The 14239-nt window shown below is 72.7% G+C and carries 17 protein-coding genes and 2 pseudogenes; 11 read left to right on the top strand and 8 right to left on the bottom strand.

The window, feature by feature from the left end:
* Nucleotides 1-3: 3 nt before the first annotated feature.
* On the bottom strand, nt 4-690 hold the full coding sequence (locus tag ACFYOS_RS05800) for a VOC family protein (RefSeq protein WP_387136248.1): 687 nt from the start codon (nt 688-690) through the stop codon (nt 4-6).
* Between the two features lie 101 nt (nt 691-791).
* On the opposite strand from ACFYOS_RS05800, the gene ACFYOS_RS05795 reads away from it, so the two are divergent.
* Entirely contained in the window at nt 792-1751 is a 960-nt protein-coding gene (locus ACFYOS_RS05795) for a hypothetical protein (RefSeq protein ID WP_387136247.1), read from the top strand.
* A gap of 25 nt (nt 1752-1776) precedes the next feature.
* On the opposite strand, the gene ACFYOS_RS05790 is transcribed toward ACFYOS_RS05795, so the two are convergent.
* Nucleotides 1777-3570, bottom strand: coding sequence for an ABC transporter ATP-binding protein (locus ACFYOS_RS05790; RefSeq protein WP_387136246.1), 1794 nt, complete (start codon nt 3568-3570; stop codon nt 1777-1779).
* Between the two features lie 83 nt (nt 3571-3653).
* On the opposite strand from ACFYOS_RS05790, the gene ACFYOS_RS05785 reads away from it, so the two are divergent.
* Nucleotides 3654-4073, top strand: a complete 420-nt coding sequence (locus ACFYOS_RS05785; protein WP_387136245.1) for a MarR family winged helix-turn-helix transcriptional regulator — start codon at nt 3654-3656, stop codon at nt 4071-4073.
* Between the two features lie 125 nt (nt 4074-4198).
* On the opposite strand, the gene ACFYOS_RS05780 is transcribed toward ACFYOS_RS05785, so the two are convergent.
* Nucleotides 4199-4951: an SDR family NAD(P)-dependent oxidoreductase gene (locus ACFYOS_RS05780; RefSeq protein ID WP_387136357.1), complete on the bottom strand. Its 753-nt coding sequence runs from the start codon at nt 4949-4951 to the stop codon at nt 4199-4201.
* 126 nt (nt 4952-5077) lie between these two features.
* Here ACFYOS_RS05780 and ACFYOS_RS05775 point away from each other — a divergent pair, with 126 nt between their 5' ends.
* Nucleotides 5078-6292, top strand: a complete 1215-nt coding sequence (locus tag ACFYOS_RS05775; protein ID WP_387136244.1) for an acyl-CoA dehydrogenase family protein — start codon at nt 5078-5080, stop codon at nt 6290-6292.
* A 95-nt stretch (nt 6293-6387) separates the two neighbouring features.
* Nucleotides 6388-6966: a TetR/AcrR family transcriptional regulator gene (locus tag ACFYOS_RS05770; RefSeq protein WP_387136243.1), complete on the top strand. Its 579-nt coding sequence runs from the start codon at nt 6388-6390 to the stop codon at nt 6964-6966.
* A 66-nt stretch (nt 6967-7032) separates the two neighbouring features.
* Here ACFYOS_RS05770 and ACFYOS_RS05765 read toward each other — a convergent pair whose 3' ends face one another.
* From ACFYOS_RS05765 to ACFYOS_RS05750, 4 genes are all read right to left on the bottom strand, one after another.
* The gene (locus ACFYOS_RS05765) at nt 7033-7716 is read right to left on the bottom strand and encodes a hypothetical protein (RefSeq protein ID WP_387136242.1); all 684 of its coding nucleotides are present in this window, start codon (nt 7714-7716) and stop codon (nt 7033-7035) included.
* A 78-nt stretch (nt 7717-7794) separates the two neighbouring features.
* Nucleotides 7795-7917 carry a hypothetical protein gene (locus ACFYOS_RS05760; protein ID WP_387136241.1) on the bottom strand — a complete coding sequence of 41 codons (123 nt, stop codon included), beginning with the start codon at nt 7915-7917 and terminating at the stop codon, nt 7795-7797.
* Entirely contained in the window at nt 7914-9134 is a 1221-nt protein-coding gene (locus tag ACFYOS_RS05755; RefSeq protein WP_387136240.1) for an RNA polymerase sigma factor, read from the bottom strand. Before ACFYOS_RS05755 ends, ACFYOS_RS05760 begins: the two co-directional genes overlap by 4 nt.
* A complete protein-coding gene (locus tag ACFYOS_RS05750; protein ID WP_387136239.1) occupies nt 9131-9481 on the bottom strand; it encodes a YciI family protein in 351 nt (116 codons plus the stop codon). The genes ACFYOS_RS05755 and ACFYOS_RS05750 overlap by 4 nt, the downstream gene beginning before the upstream one ends.
* 227 nt (nt 9482-9708) lie before the next feature.
* Here ACFYOS_RS05750 and ACFYOS_RS05745 point away from each other — a divergent pair, with 227 nt between their 5' ends.
* The 5 genes from ACFYOS_RS05745 to ACFYOS_RS05725 all read left to right on the top strand — a co-directional run bounded on the left by ACFYOS_RS05745 (nt 9709) and on the right by ACFYOS_RS05725 (nt 12968).
* Complete coding sequence (locus ACFYOS_RS05745; RefSeq protein WP_387136238.1) at nt 9709-10152, top strand: GNAT family N-acetyltransferase; 444 nt, start codon at nt 9709-9711, stop codon at nt 10150-10152.
* A gap of 185 nt (nt 10153-10337) precedes the next feature.
* Entirely contained in the window at nt 10338-11084 is a 747-nt protein-coding gene (locus tag ACFYOS_RS05740; protein WP_387136237.1) for a lysozyme, read from the top strand.
* Nucleotides 11085-11155: 71 nt separating this feature from the next.
* Nucleotides 11156-11830 (top strand): peptidoglycan recognition family protein, encoded by a 675-nt coding sequence (locus tag ACFYOS_RS05735; protein ID WP_387136236.1) that lies wholly within the window; start codon nt 11156-11158, stop codon nt 11828-11830.
* 137 nt (nt 11831-11967) lie between these two features.
* Nucleotides 11968-12330: an ArsR/SmtB family transcription factor gene (locus ACFYOS_RS05730; protein ID WP_387136235.1), complete on the top strand. Its 363-nt coding sequence runs from the start codon at nt 11968-11970 to the stop codon at nt 12328-12330.
* Nucleotides 12327-12968 carry an SRPBCC family protein gene (locus ACFYOS_RS05725; RefSeq protein ID WP_387136234.1) on the top strand — a complete coding sequence of 214 codons (642 nt, stop codon included), beginning with the start codon at nt 12327-12329 and terminating at the stop codon, nt 12966-12968. The genes ACFYOS_RS05730 and ACFYOS_RS05725 overlap by 4 nt, the downstream gene beginning before the upstream one ends.
* 102 nt (nt 12969-13070) lie before the next feature.
* Here the strand turns inward: ACFYOS_RS05725 and ACFYOS_RS05720 are convergent.
* A pseudogene (locus ACFYOS_RS05720) lies at nt 13071-13271 on the bottom strand (ADP-ribosylation/crystallin J1); the annotation flags it as partial.
* 2 nt (nt 13272-13273) lie between these two features.
* Here ACFYOS_RS05720 and ACFYOS_RS05715 point away from each other — a divergent pair.
* Both ACFYOS_RS05715 and ACFYOS_RS05710 read left to right on the top strand, forming a co-directional pair.
* Nucleotides 13274-13642 (top strand): annotated as a pseudogene (locus ACFYOS_RS05715) (NADAR family protein); the annotation flags it as partial.
* 28 nt (nt 13643-13670) lie between these two features.
* Nucleotides 13671-14180 (top strand): DUF2199 domain-containing protein, encoded by a 510-nt coding sequence (locus tag ACFYOS_RS05710; RefSeq protein ID WP_387136233.1) that lies wholly within the window; start codon nt 13671-13673, stop codon nt 14178-14180.
* Nucleotides 14181-14239 lie beyond the last annotated feature (59 nt).

Here is a 14239-nt window from a genome sequence, read left to right as displayed (position 1 = left end):
CGGTCAGGTCTGCGGCACCTGGTCCGGTCGGGGCTGGCGGCCGCGCAGGAAGGCGCCCAGGCCCAGGCCGTCCTCGGTGGCCAGGAACGCGCCGCGGACGTTGAGCAGCGTCTCCTCGGCGTGGGCCAGGCAGCCCCACACCGTGTCGCCCCACGGGTCGGCGAGCTTGACCTCGGCGGGCTCGGGGCAGGATTCGCCGTGCGGGCCGCCGATCTGGCAGCGGGCGGGGGCGACACCGCGCCGGCTGACCGCCGCGGCGGCCTCCCGGATCAGCGAGAAGCGCGCCTCCTTGCCGGACTCGGGACCTCGGGACTGCTCGGGGGCGGCCCGGCGCTGCCCGAAGACCACCACGTTGCCGTCGGGGTCGGTGGTGCGGCATTCGCCGCCGGGGGCGTGCTCGGGGTAGCCGACCCGCTCGACGGTGTGCCCGGCGGCGGTCAGCCGCTCCATGGTGGCGGTGAGGTCGCCGACGTAGAGGTAGACGAGCAGGGGCAGCGCGACGGTGACCAGGCGCGGCTTCACCTCGGCCAGCAGCAGGGTCAGCTCTCCGCACCGCAGGTAGGACCAGCGGGAGTCGCCGTCGCCGCCGGAGCGCATCTCGAGGTAGCCGAAACACTCGTAGAACGGCCGCGCCAGGTCGGCGTCCGCGACGTACAGCACCGGCACCTGCGCCTGCACTCCGTTATGCACCGCGCCACTGTACCCACCATGGACGTGCAACTCATGTCTTGGAGATCGGGTGTCTTTCCGGTACCAGCGCCCGTCGCACCCCTGGTCTAGCCTCACCCGTCATGACCGTGATCCCCCCGGTAAGCGCCCGCCTCGTCGATGGTCGGATGCACGCGTACGACCTCTCCGACCCGGCCGTGACGGGCCGGCTCTCCCCCGCCGCCGTCTTCGACCTCAGCGGCGAAGACGGCCGCATCGAGGGCTGGGCGGTGACCCGTGACCTGCGCCGGCTGGTGTACGCGACGACCGACGACGTGCGGTGCGTCGACCGGGACGGCCGTACGCTCTGGCGGCTGGACTTCGGCCCGCGGCCGGAACAGGGGATCCTCAACGCCCGGGTCTCCTGCGCGTTCTCCGTGGACGAGCGGCTGGTGTGGATCTACCGGCCGGACGCGATGGCCATGCGCGGCGACGGGCTGGACCGCTGGCTGGTGGTCGACGCCGCGACCGGCGACCTCCGGGCCGACGTCGAGCTGCCGAGCGTCGGCCACGGCGGGGAGCACTTCGCCGAGCCGGACGGTGTGCACATGCTGCTGGACGTCGGCGAGGGGCAGGACGGCTCCCGGGTGTTCCGCGGGCGCCTGACGGAGGCCGGCATCGAGCTGAGCGACGACCTGTGGGACGGCGACCGCACGGTGATCGGCTTCGCGCCCGACGGGCGGCACGTGATGACCGTGCACCACGAGCAGGAGGACGCCGCCTTCCACACCTGGCCGGACGGCGCGGTGGCGGTCCGGGTTCCGCTGGCCGCCTTCGGCCACGAGTGCGGCGACGCGTTCGTCGAGTGGGCGGGCGGCTACCTCGACGGGGACGCCGCGGTCGTCGCCGTCGCCGGCGAGGACGAGGAGACCGAGCAGGAGTGGTACCGGCACCACCTGGTCGACGTCCGCACCGGGGAGGTCCGGGGCGGGTTCCCGGCGGAGACCCGGCACGCGTACGACCTGGAGCCGCTCGGCGACGGGACCTGGCTGCGGACCGACGACGACGGCGTGCTCTGGCGCCACCGCTACGAGGGGGCCTGACCTGCCGGGCGGGTGCGGGCGGCGCTCAGGCGGCGAGCGACGCGTACCGGCCGGCGCGGTCGAGCAGGCTCTGGTGGGTGCCGGACTCGACGATCCGGCCGTGGTCGAGCACGGCGATCTGATCGGCGTCGCGGACCGTGGAGAGGCGGTGCGCGATGGTGATCACGGTGCGGCCCCGGGCCAGCTCGTCGAAGGCCCGCTGCACCGCGCGTTCGGTCTCGGTGTCCAGCGCGCTGGTCGCCTCGTCCAGCACCAGGATCCGCGGGTCGCGCAGCAGCGTACGGGCGATGGCCAGCCGCTGCTTCTCGCCCCCGGAGAACCGGTGGCCGCGGGAGCCGACCATCGTGTCGTACCCGTCGGGGAGCGCGGCGATCAGGTGGTGGATCTGCGCGGCGCGGGCCGCGGCCTCGATCTCGGCGTCGGTGGCGTCCGGCCGCGCGTACCGCAGGTTCTCCCGCACGCTGGCGTGCAGCAGGTAGGTCTCCTGGCTGACCACGCCGACCACGGCGGCCAGGTCGGTCAGGCGCAGGTCGCGCAGGTCGACGCCGTCGATGGTGATCCGGCCGGCGTCGGGGTCGTGCAGCCGGCTGATCAGTGCCGCCAGGGTGCTCTTGCCGGAGCCGGTCTCCCCCACCAGGGCCAGGCTGGTGCCGGCCGGGACGTCCAGGCTGACCCCGGCCACGGCCGCGGTGTCGCTGCCCGGGTAGCTGAAGGTGACGTCGGAGAAGCGCAGGTGGCCGTGGACCCGCGCCGGGTCGACGGCCGCCGGCCGCGGCGGGTCGGCCACCTCGACGGGCAGGTCTAGGTACTCGAAGATCCGGGCGAAGAGCGCCAGCGAGGCGGTCAGTGAGACGCCCACGTTGAGCAGGCCCATGAGCGGGCGGAACAGGCTGCCCTGCAGGGCGGTGAAGGCGACCAGGGTGCCGATGGTGAGCGTGCCGGCGGTGCCGGGCAGGCCGGCTCCGAGGTAGATGACGGCGGGGATGGCGGCGAAGATCACCGTCATCGAGGCCATCCGCCAGCGGCCGGCCAGCTCGGAGCGGAGCTCCAGGTCGACCAGGCGGGTCGAGGAGGCGGTGAACCGGTCGACCAGCGCCGCCCCGGCGCCCAGGGTCTTGGCGAGTTGCACGCCGCTGATCGACAACCCCTCCTCGACGGTGACGTTGAGGTCGGCCAGTTCCCGCTGGCGCTGGGCGGTGATCTCCCGGCGCAGCCGGGCGACCCGGCGGGTCAGCCAGATGGCCGGCGGCAGCACGACCACCGACACGAGCGAGAGCCGCCAGCTCAGCGCCACCATGGCGATCGCCGTGGCGACCACGGTGGTCAGGTTGGCGGCGATCGAGGTGGCGGTGGAGGTGACCACCGTCTGCATGCCGCCGATGTCGTTGGTGATCCGCGACTGCACCTCACCGGTGCGGGTGCGGACGAAGAACCCGATCGACTGCCGCTGGAGGTGGGTGAAGACGTCGGTCCGCAGCCGGTGCATCACCTCCTGTCCCACCCGGGTGGAGATCCAGGTCTGCGCCACGCCGAGCACGGCGGTCACCGCGGCCACCCCCACCATGCCCGCGACCAGCCAGGCGAGCAGGGTCAGGTCGCGCTCCGGCAGGGCCCGGTCGATCACGGTACGGAGCAGGAACGGCGACGCCATGGCGATGACCGACGACGCCACGATGGTCGCCACCACCACGGCGAGTTGGCCGCGGTGGGCGGCGAAGAGCCCGCCGACCCGGCGCAGGGGAACCTTCCGGGCCTGGGCCTTCTCGGCGGCGGTGACGGTGGTGCGGCCGCCTCCGCGGCCCTCTCGGAATCCGTCCAAGGGATGCTCACTTCCGTCCGGGGGATGTTGCTGAGGTTACCTCATCATGAGGTTGCAACAAGAAGTGCTGCTACCGTATTCCGGTGAGCGACAGCGACGAGGAGAGCCTGGCGGAGACCTTCTGGGCGGTGGCCCGACGGCTGCGCCACCAGGCCAAGCGCACCCTCGAACCGTGGGAGATCAACCCCGGGCACGCCCGGGCGCTCGCGGTGCTGATGCGGCACGGCCCGATGCGGCTCAGCGCGCTCGCCGACCACCTGCACATCGCGCCCCGCTCGACCACCGAGGTGGTGGACGGGCTGGAGGAGCGGGGGCTGGTCGAGCGGCAGGCGGATCCCGCCGACCGGCGGGCCACCCTGGTCGCGCCCACCGACGAGGGCCGCCGGATCGGCGAGGCGATCCGCGTCGCCCGCGCCGCCGAGGCGGACCGCTTCTTCGGCAGCCTCAGCGAGGACGACCGGGCCGAGCTGGGCCGGATCCTGCGCCGCCTACGCGACGACTGACTCAGCGATGCGCTCTCCGGAGGTCGAGGCGATTTTCGACCGGCCGACGAGCCGGCCCGGTGTACTCGGTCAGCGTGAATCGGCGATGGTCATCGGTGGGGTGCACGGTGACGGGGACAGTGCTGTCAGGGCATGACCAGACCGCCGTCGACCGGCACGGTCACGCCGGTCACGTACGAGGAGGCGTCGCTTGCCAGCCAGATCAGCGTGGCGGCGAGTTCCTCGTGCTCGCCGAGGCGGCCGGCCGGCGCCGTCCGCTCGACCATCGTCAACGTCTCCGGCGGGAGCTGGTCGCTCATCTCGGAGCGGAAGAAGCCGGGGGCGATGCAGTTGACCCGGATGCCCTTGCGGCCGGTCCACTGGGCGGCCAGGTCGCGGGTGAGCCCGATGACCCCCGCCTTGCTGGAGGCGTACGCGGCCTGCGGGAGGTGGGCCGTGCGCAGCCCGATCACGCTGGAGATGTTGACGATCGCCCCGCCGTCGGTGGCGGCCCGGGCGAAGGCCTGGGCCATCCAGTAGCTGCCCATCAGGTTGACGTCGACGACGGCGCGGAACTGCTCCGGCGTCTCCCGGGTGGCCGGCACGGCGGTGCCGACCCCGGCGTTGTTGACCAGCACGTCGACCCGGCCGAAGTGCTCGATCGCGGTGGCGATCAGCGCCGCGCAGTCCGCCGGTTCCCGGACGTCGGTGGCGCGCGCCGCGTACCGCCGGCCGGCGGCCTCGACCAGCGCCCCGGTCTCCGGCAGGCGCTCCGCGCGGCGGGCGCCGAGCACGACGTCGGCGCCGGCCTCGGCGAGCGCGCGGGCGAACGACACCCCCAGGCCGGACGAGGCGCCGGTCACCACGGCGACCTTCCCGTCGAGGCGGAACCGGTCCATCACGCTCACCCTGGTGCTCCTCACCTGCGCCGCGTCGCACTCCCTGGACGGCATACCGACCAGCCGGTATGTTCGCGTCCGGCGACGGTAGCGAGCCGCCGGCCGGCGAGTCAATGGGAGGCATTCGTGGACTTCGAACCCAGCGCCCGGGCGAGCGAGCACCTCAAGCGCCTCCAGGAGTTCATGGACGAGCACGTCTACCCGGCCGAGCCGGTCTACGCGGCGCAGCGGGCCGAACTGGCCGCCGCCGGCACGCGGCACCACCTGCCGCCGGTGGTCGAGGACCTGAAGGCCGAGGCCCGCCGCCGTGGACTGTGGAACCTGTTCCTGCCCGACGTCTCCGGCCTGTCCAACGTCGACTACGCCCCGCTCGCCGAGCTGACCGGCCGGTCCATCGAACTCGCCCCGGAGGCGATCAACTGCGCCGCGCCGGACACCGGCAACATGGAGATCCTGCACATGTTCGGCACCGACGAGCAGCAGGAGCGCTGGCTGCGCCCGCTGCTCGCCGGCGAGATCCGATCAGCCTTCGCGATGACCGAGCCGGACGTCGCGTCCAGCGACGCCACCAACATCTCCACCCGGATCGAGCGGGACGGCGACAGCTACGTCATCAACGGTCGCAAGTGGTGGACCACCGGCATCGCCGACCCCCGCTGCGCGGTGCTGATCCTGATGGGCAAGACCGACCCGTCGGCGGACCGGCACCGGCAACAGTCGATGATCCTGGTGCCGGTGGATACCCCCGGCGTCGAGGTGGTCCGCTCGCTGCCCGTCTTCGGCTACCACGACCAGCACGGCCACGGCGAGGTCGTCTTCACCGACGTCCGGGTGCCGGCGACGAACCTGCTCGGCGAGGAGGGCGGCGGGTTCGCGCTCGCCCAGGCCCGGCTCGGCCCCGGCCGAATCCACCACTGCATGCGGGCCATCGGCCTGGCCGAGCGGGCGCTGAGCCTGATGGTCCGCCGGGCCGCCTCACGGGTCGCCTTCGGTCAGGAACTGGCCCGGCAGGGCGTGGTGCAGCAGCAGATCGCCGAGTCCCGGATGGCGATCGAGCAGGCCCGGCTGCTCACGCTCAAGGCGGCCTGGATGATCGACCGGTACGGCGCCAAGGCGGCGCGCACCGAGATCGCCGCGATCAAGGTGGTGGCGCCCCGGGTCGCGCTGGAGGTCCTGGACCGGGCGATCCAGGTGCACGGCGGGGCTGGCGTCTCCGACGACTTCCCGCTCGCGGCGATGTACGCCGGCGCCCGTACGCTGCGCATCGCCGACGGCCCGGACGAGGTGCACGTCCGCGACGTCGCCCGGCAGGAGCTCCGCCGGCAGTTGGCGCCGCGGTGAGCGTCGCGGCGACGGAGGCGGCCGACGCTCCCCCGACCGACGGACCCGTCAACGGGCGGCGGCGAGCGCCGCGCGGGTCGGCCCGGCAGCGCGTCGTGGCGGCCGCGACGGAGCTGTTCGCCCGACGCGGCTACGAGGCGACCAGCGTCCAGGAGATCGTGGCGACGGCGGAGGTCACCAAGGGTGCCCTCTACCACTGGTTCGGCTCGAAGTCGGAACTGCTCACCAGCATCTACCGGGACCTGCTGGCCGAGCAGACGCGGCGGCTGCGGGAGATCGTCGAGGGCGCCGGGCCGGTCGAGGAGCGGATCCACGCGGCGGCCCGCGACGTCGTCGAGCACACCGCCGAGCATCTCGACGAACTCACCGTCTGGGCCCGATCGACACACCTGCTCGACGACGAGCACGCCGAGGCCACCCGCCGCGAGCGACGGCGGTACCACGAGCTGCTCCGCGACCTGGTCGCCGAGGGCCAGCGCGCCGGCGCGGTACGAACCGACGTCTCGGCGACCGTGGTCACCCACACCTTCCTCAGCGCCCTGGGCAACATCCACACCTGGTTCCACCCGAGCGGGCCGCTGTCCTTCGCGGAGGTCGGGGAGCAGCTCGTCGCGCTCTTCGTCGGCGGCCTCCGCGCCCCGATCGGACGAGCCGACGCCGGGCACGACCAATGAGCGGGCAGCCGCCGCGGGCCGGGTGGGACGCGGACTGACGGCCCGGCAAGATCCTCAAACGGTCCATCACCTGCCGCCGGGCGACGGGCCCGCCACCGGGACCGCGCGGCCGTCCCGCGGCGGATGCGCGATCACCGTCAGCCACACCGCGGGACCGATCCAGTGGTCGCCCACCTGGGTAATTCCCGGCGATCCTGGGATGGACTCGTAGGCGGTGACCTCGAGGCCGTACGCGCCGAACGGGGCCGGCCGGGTCAGGTACGCGCCGAAGGGGGCGTCCGTCCAGCCGCGCAGGGTCCACCCGGAACGCTGCGCCTGGGCGACGATCTCCCGGCAGAGCCGGTCCGGGTCGGTGGTCACTACCCCCCGATCGGCGTGGGGTGCCGGCGGTGGCGACAGCAACCCGACGCACCACCGGCAGCCGGACGTGTCGATCGGGTTGGCCATGTCCGGGGGCACCGGGATTTCCGCGAGCACCCGGGCCACCACCCCGGTGCTCGGCTCGATGCTCTGCACGACGCCGACGCCGACCAGAGCGGCGACCAGGAAGGTCACCACCGGCGGCCACCGGTCGCCGCGCCGCCGCCACGCCACCAGACCGGGTGCGGCGGTCACCGCGAGGACCGCGGCCAGCACCAGCCGTGGTGCCGGCACCGTCCAGAGCAGATCGGAGACGAGTAGCCAGCCGCCCGCGACCAGCGTGGCGAGCAGCGCCAGGAGCAGCCAACCCCACACCCGGTTCCGGTTCATCCCCCACCCCCCGGACGCGCCCATCGTCCACCTCAGACGCTCCCACCGGCCACCCGGTTGCGGGACCCGCCGATCGGCTCAGCCGGTGGCCGGGGCGGGCGCGGTGAGTGCGCCCCAGTCGGCGAGCCCGAGCCGACCGTCGTGCCGGCGGGGCGACTCCCCGACGCAATTCGTCCACCAGACCCGCCGCGGTGCGGTCATGCGTCACTCCGCAGCAGGTCGCGGGCGCGCCGCAGGTGCGCCCGCTCGACGGCGTTGTCGGTGCGGTCAATCGCCGCGTCATAGGCCCGCGCGGCCTCGGCCCGCCGGCCGAGCCGGCGCAGCAGGTCAGCGCGGACCACGTGGAAGACGTGGTAGCCGGCCAGGTCCAGCGTGTCGACCTGGGCCAGCGCGGCGGCCGGTCCGGCCACCTCGGCCAGCGCGACGGCCCGGTGCACCGCCACCACCGGCCCGGGGGCGTACGCCATGAGCTGGTCGTACAGGGTGAGGATCTGAGCCCAGTCGGTGTCGGCGGCGGTGGGCGCGTCGCTGTGCACGGCGCTGATCGCCGCCTGGATCTGGTACGGGCCGGGCCGGTCGCGCCGCAGGCAGCGGCGGACCAGGTTCTGCCCCTCGGCGATCAGCGTCGCGTCCCAGCGAGCCCGGTCCTGCTCGCCCAGCGGCACCAGGGCCCCGTCGGGCCCGGTCCGCGCCGGCCGCCGCGCCTCGGTGAGCAGCATCAGCGCGAGCAGTCCGAGCGCCTCCGGCTCGTCCGGCATCAGCTCGGCGAGCAGCCGGCCCAGCCGGATCGCCTCGGCGCACAACTCGGCGCGGACCAGGCGCTCCCCCGAACTGGCGGTGTGCCAATCGGTGAAGATCAGGTAGACGACGGCGAGCACCGCCCGGAGCCGGTCGGGCAGGTCCGCGTCCCGCGGCACCCGGTACGGGATCCGGGCGTCGCGGATCTTGGCCTTGGCCCGGACCAGGCGCTGCGCCATGGTCGACTCGGGCACCAGGAAGGCCCGGGCGATCTCGGCGGTGCTCAGGCCGCCGAGGAGCCGCAGGGTCAGCGCCACCCGGGCGGCGCTGCCGAGCGCGGGGTGGCAGCAGGTGAAGATCAGGCGGAGCCGGTCGTCGCGCACGGGACCCTCCTCGGCCGGCGGATCGGGGGCGTACAGGAGGGCGGCCTGCGCGTGCCGATCGGCGCGGGACGCCTCGCGGCGCAGCCGGTCGACGGCCCGGTTCCGCGCGGTGGTGATGATCCAACCGGCCGGGCTCGGCGGCGGCCCGTCGGCGGACCACCGGTCGACCGCGATGGCGAACGCCTCCTGGACCGCCTCCTCGGCGAGGTCGATGTCGCCGAGGAGGCGGACCAGGACGGCGACCGCGCGCCCGTACTCCGCGCGGAACACGAGTTCGACGTCGGTGGGGACGGTCATACCTCGCCCTGGAACGGGCGCACCTCGATCGGCAGGGTGGTGGCCAGGGCGTACCGGCGGCCCCATTCGAGGGCGGCGTCGAGGTCAGGTGCGGTGATGATGGTGACGCCGCCCAGATACTCCTTCCCCTCGACGTACGGCCCGTCGGTGACCAGGACCTCGTCCCCCTGCGGACGGAGCACGGTCGCGGTCTCCGGCGCGTGCAGGCCGTTGCCGAAGACCCAGGACCCGGACTCCTTCAGCTCCCGGCCGATCGCGTCGACCTTGCGCATCACCTCGGCCAGGAACTCCGGGTCCGGCATTTCCTCGCCGGCCGGCTGGTACATGCTGATCAGGTACTGCTTCATCCGCTTCTCCTCACCCGTCGGGCCTGCCCGGTGCCGACCCTTCACCCTCCACACGAACGGGGACCGCTCGGATCGACACGCCGGGACGCATTGGGCTTTCGCACCCGACATATCGACGGTGATGCCCGATAGGCTCGGTCGATGGCGAGAGCTGCCGCGATCACGCATGGCCCGGACATCACCGACCGCGCCCGAGAACAGGTCCGAGCCCTCCTGTCCCGCCGCTCGTGAACGTCTCGCAGATCGAGTTGCGGGAGACCGTCGAAGCCGACTGTCTGCCGCAGCTGATGGACCTGTTCGCTTCGGCGTGGTGGACCGCTGGTCGGACCGGTGGCGACGTGACCCGGATGCTGGCGGCGTCCGGCCTGGTCTTCGCCCTGGTTCACCGGGCGTCCGGGCGCTTGGTGGGCTTTGCCCGCGTGATCACCGACGACGTGTACCTCGCGGTGCTGTTGGATGTGATTGTGGCGCCCGATTCGAGGGGGTGTGGCCTGGGCGCGATGTTGCTGGACGCCATCGTGGGGCATCCTCGCCTGGCGACCGTACGCAGCATCGAGTTGGTCTGCCAGCCGGATCTGATGCCCTTCTACCGGCGTTGGGGCTTCACTGAGCAGGTCGGCCGATCTCGGTTGATGCGAAGGACCGCCGATCCGCTGCTCACCGGCGACTAGCGCCTTGGCATTGCAGCTGCCCGCCCGCGGATCAGGAGAAGCTGTCCGCGAGTGCACGCCACCGCGCATGAGAAATATGATCTTCCATGTATCTATTGAAGTTTGTCTCCATCTTGTGACCTAATACTGACAGTTCCTTTCACCAACTCCCGCCGTCCCCAAGCGGCAACCCCCAGGGAGGAAAGATGAACCGTCCCCTGCGATCGGCGCTGCGTACGACTGCCGCCGCCCTGCTCGCCGCGGTCACCCTGACCGCCTCGGTCACCCTCGTCGCGACTCCCGCCAGCGCCGCCCCGGCCGGACTGCCCGGCATGGACGTCTCGAGCTACCAGGGCAACGTGAACTGGTCCGCCGCCTGGAACAACGGCGCCCGGTTCGCGTACGTCAAGGCCACCGAGGGCACGTACTACACCAACCCGTACTTCGCCCAGCAGTACAACGGCTCGTACAACGTCGGCATGATCCGCGGCTCGTACCACTTCGCCCGGCCCGACACCACGAGCGGCGCCACCCAGGCCAACTACTTCGTCGACCACGGCGGCGGCTGGTCCAAGGACGGCAAGACCCTTCCCGGCGCGCTCGACATCGAGTACAACCCGTACGGCGCGACCTGCTACGGGCTGAGCCAGGCCTCGATGCGCAGCTGGATCGCCTCGTTCGTCAACCAGTACCACGCCCGCACGGGCCGGTGGGCCACCATCTACACCACCACCGACTGGTGGACCACCTGCACCGGCAACACCTCGCAGTTCGCCGCCAACAACCCGCTCTGGATCGCGCGCTACTCCAGCAGCGTCGGCACCCTGCCGGCCGGCTGGGGGACGTACTCGTTCTGGCAGTGGGCCTCCTCCGGCACCTTCCCCGGCGACCAGGACGTCTGGAACGGCACCCTCGACCGGCTCAAGGTGCTGGCCTGCAACGGACCCTGCTGACCCGCTCGCCGGTGGCGGGCCGTGGGGGCCCGCCACCGGCACGGCGTCCGTCTCTCATCGAGGAGGCTCCGATGTCCGTCCCCGTCCCCCGGCGGGCCGTGCTGCGCGGCGCGGTCCTGCTCGGCGGCGCCGCCGGCGCCGCCGCGCTGACCCAGTTCGGTGCCGACCAGGGCGCCCGGGCCGTCGCCACCCGGGTCGACCAGCCGGTGATCGCCAACTGCGCGACCTGGGGTGCCCGCCCGCCGTCGTCGGCGGTGAGCGTCGTGCAGAGTCGGCCCAACAAGATCATCATCCATCACACGGCGTTCCCGAACTCCACCGACTACAGCCTGGCCCACGCGTACCAGAACTCGCGCGACATCCAGGACCTGCACATGGACACGAACGGCTGGCTCGACTCCGGGCAGCACTTCACCAACAGCCGCGGCGGCCACCTCACCGAGGGCCGGCACTGCAGCCTGTACGCCCTGTTGCACGGGCAGACCATGGTGCAGGGCGCGCACTGCGTCGGGCAGAACAGCCAGGCCATCGGCATCGAGAACGAGGGCATCTACCTCGACGTGCAGCCGCCGCAGGCGCTCTGGGACAGCCTGGTGTGGTTCTGCGCTTTCACCTGCCAGCAGTACGGCATCCCGTCCAGCGAGATCTACGGGCACAAGGACTTCAACAACACCCAGTGCCCGGGGTTGCTGCACGACCGGCTGCCCGAGCTGCGCGGCGCCGTCGCGGCGCGGCTCAGCGGCTGACCGGTGGGCGGGGCGCCCACCGGCCGCCGCGCCCCGCCCACCGCACCGCGCCGATCGTCCGGACACCGACGAACCCCTCCGCGCTTCGCCGACGCCAGGCGCTCGCTTATATAAGCGGGATCTGATAGAAAGGGTCCGTGCACGCCTTCGACGTCCTCGGGGATCCGGTCCGCCGCCGGATCCTGGAGCTGCTGGCCGAGGGCGAGCGGACCGCCGGCGCGCTCTGCGCCGCGATCCAGCAGGAGTTCGGAATTTCTCAGCCGGCCGTGTCGCAGCACCTCAAGGTGCTGCGGGAGAACGGCTTCGCGACCGTACGACCCGAGGGGACCCGCCGGCTCTACGCCGTGGACCCGGGCCCACTGCGGCAGGTCGACGCGTGGCTGGCGGGGTTCCGCCGGTTCTGGACGCCACCGCTGGAGGCGCTCGCCACCGAGCTGGCCCGCGGCCGGCGGGAGCGGCGGCTGCGCGACAGCAATCCCGACGAGAGGAAGACCCGATGATCGACGTGATCGGCCAGATCAGCGCCGTCGAGCGCCGGATCGGCAGCCGTACGCTGCCCGCCGGCCAGGCACGGGTGATGACCATCAGCCAGACGTACGCCGCGCCGGTGGAGGACGTCTGGGACGCCTGCACCAGCGCCGAACGAATCCCCCGCTGGTTCCTGCCGATCTCCGGCGAGCTGAAGGTCGGCGGGCGCTACCAGTTGGAGGGGAACGCCGCGGGCACGGTGGAGCGCTGCGACCCGCCGCACAGCTTCGCCGCCACCTGGGAGTACGGCGACGAGGTGAGCTGGATCGAGGTGCGCCTCACCGAGGTCGAGGCCGGGCGCACCCGGTTCGAACTGGAGCACGTCGCGCACGTCGACGACCAGCGCTGGGCCGAGTACGGCCCCGGCGCGGTCGGCGTCGGGTGGGACGGAGCCCTGCTCGGCCTGGCCTCCCACTTCGCGGCCGACGGCAGCGGGGTCGACCCGGCCGCGGCCGCCGCCTGGATGGCCTCCGACGAGGGGCGGCGGTTCATGACGCTGAGCAGCGAGCAGTGGGCGGAGGCGAGCATCGCCGCGGGCACCCCGAGCGACGAGGCGCGGGCCGCGCAGGACCGCGTCACCGCCTTCTACACCGGCGCGCCGGCGTCCTGACCCCACCCCACCCCGGCTCCCGGCGATCATGGAGTTGTGGCGCCCGTTTTCGAGTTGTTCGCGGTTTTCGGCAGGCACCACAACTCCATGATCGGCAGGGAGCTACCCGCGGAACTCGTGGACGACTTCGATCCGGCCGACGAGGTGCCGGTTGAGCAGGGGCAGGTCCTCGGCCGGGATCCAGAGCTCGCGGATGTCCCGGCCGCCGACCTGGCGTACCGGGTAGCGGGCGGCGAAGTCGCGGTCCACCTCGAAGCGGGTCACGTAGCCGACGCCGGAGGCCGGAACGTTCCAGTCCCGGGCGTATGTGGCACAAGGCCATGCTTTTCGGCGACACCGGGATCGCCGAGCGCGTCCTCGCCGCCGCGCACCCGCACCGGGCCAAGTCGCTCGGCCGGCAGGTACGCGGCTTCGACGAGGCGACCTGGGTGGCGCGCCGCTACGAAATCGTCGTCGCCGGCAGCGTGGCCAAGTTCGGCCGGCACGAGGAGCTGGCCCGGTTCCTGCTCGGCACCGGTGACCGGGTACTGGTCGAGGCGAGCCCGGTCGACCGGATCTGGGGCATCGGCCTGGGCGCCGACGACCCGCGCGCCGCGGACCCGGCGCGGTGGCGGGGCGAGAACCTGCTCGGCTTCGCCCTGATGGACGCCCGCGCCGCGCTGCGGGCGGCCTAACCACGCTCGGATCGGCTAGGGTCGCCCGGTGCATGACACCCTGGGGTACACCTGCGGCACCTGTGGCCTCCGGCATGAGGAACCGCCGCTCTCCTACCGCACCCACGCGCCGGTCTACTGGTCGGGGGAACTGGCGGCGGACACCGACAGCGAACTGACCCCCGACCTGTGCGTCATCCACGGCGAGCACTTCTTCGTCCAGGGCAACCTTGACATTCCGCTGCTCGACACGGAGGGTCACTTCTCCTGGGGTGTCTGGGTGTCGCTGAGCGGGGCGAACTTCGGCCGCACGGTGGAGCTGTGGGAAACCCCGGGGCGGGAGGCGGAGCCGCCCTACTTCGGCTGGCTCTCCACCGAGCTTCCGGTGTACGGGCCAAGCACGGTCAACCTCAAAACCCACGTGCACATGCGGCCGGTGGGGGTCCGGCCGCTGATCGAGGTCGAGCCGACCGACCACCCGCTCGCAGTGGCGCAGCGGACCGGCATGACCATGGCGCAGGTCCGGCGGATCGCGGAGCAGCTCCTGCACCCGGAGTGACACCCCGCGTCGGACCGGTGACGGGCGCGCTCCGCCGGGCGAGCGGGTAACGTGCTGCG

The sequence above is a fragment of the Micromonospora sp. NPDC005806 genome (assembly GCF_042871425.1).
In the GTDB taxonomy this organism is placed as follows: Bacteria; Actinomycetota; Actinomycetes; order Mycobacteriales; family Micromonosporaceae; genus Micromonospora.
This window is presented reverse-complemented; position numbering and strand designations above follow the sequence as displayed.

What these genes read in the sequence shown, in the direction of transcription:
- ACFYOS_RS05795 (WP_387136247.1), top strand. Translation starts at nt 792, where the DNA reads ATGACCGTGATCCCCCCGGTAAGCGCCCGCCTCGTCGATGGTCGGATG.
- ACFYOS_RS05780 (WP_387136357.1), bottom strand. Translation starts at nt 4,951, where the DNA reads ATGGACCGGTTCCGCCTCGACGGGAAGGTCGCCGTGGTGACCGGCGCC.
- ACFYOS_RS05765 (WP_387136242.1), bottom strand. Translation starts at nt 7,716, where the DNA reads ATGAACCGGAACCGGGTGTGGGGTTGGCTGCTCCTGGCGCTGCTCGCC.
- ACFYOS_RS05760 (WP_387136241.1), bottom strand. Translation starts at nt 7,917, where the DNA reads ATGACCGCACCGCGGCGGGTCTGGTGGACGAATTGCGTCGGGGAGTCG.
- ACFYOS_RS05755 (WP_387136240.1), bottom strand. Translation starts at nt 9,134, where the DNA reads ATGACCGTCCCCACCGACGTCGAACTCGTGTTCCGCGCGGAGTACGGG.
- ACFYOS_RS05750 (WP_387136239.1), bottom strand. Translation starts at nt 9,481, where the DNA reads ATGAAGCAGTACCTGATCAGCATGTACCAGCCGGCCGGCGAGGAAATG.
- ACFYOS_RS05740 (WP_387136237.1), top strand. Translation starts at nt 10,338, where the DNA reads ATGAACCGTCCCCTGCGATCGGCGCTGCGTACGACTGCCGCCGCCCTG.
- ACFYOS_RS05735 (WP_387136236.1), top strand. Translation starts at nt 11,156, where the DNA reads ATGTCCGTCCCCGTCCCCCGGCGGGCCGTGCTGCGCGGCGCGGTCCTG.
- ACFYOS_RS05725 (WP_387136234.1), top strand. Translation starts at nt 12,327, where the DNA reads ATGATCGACGTGATCGGCCAGATCAGCGCCGTCGAGCGCCGGATCGGC.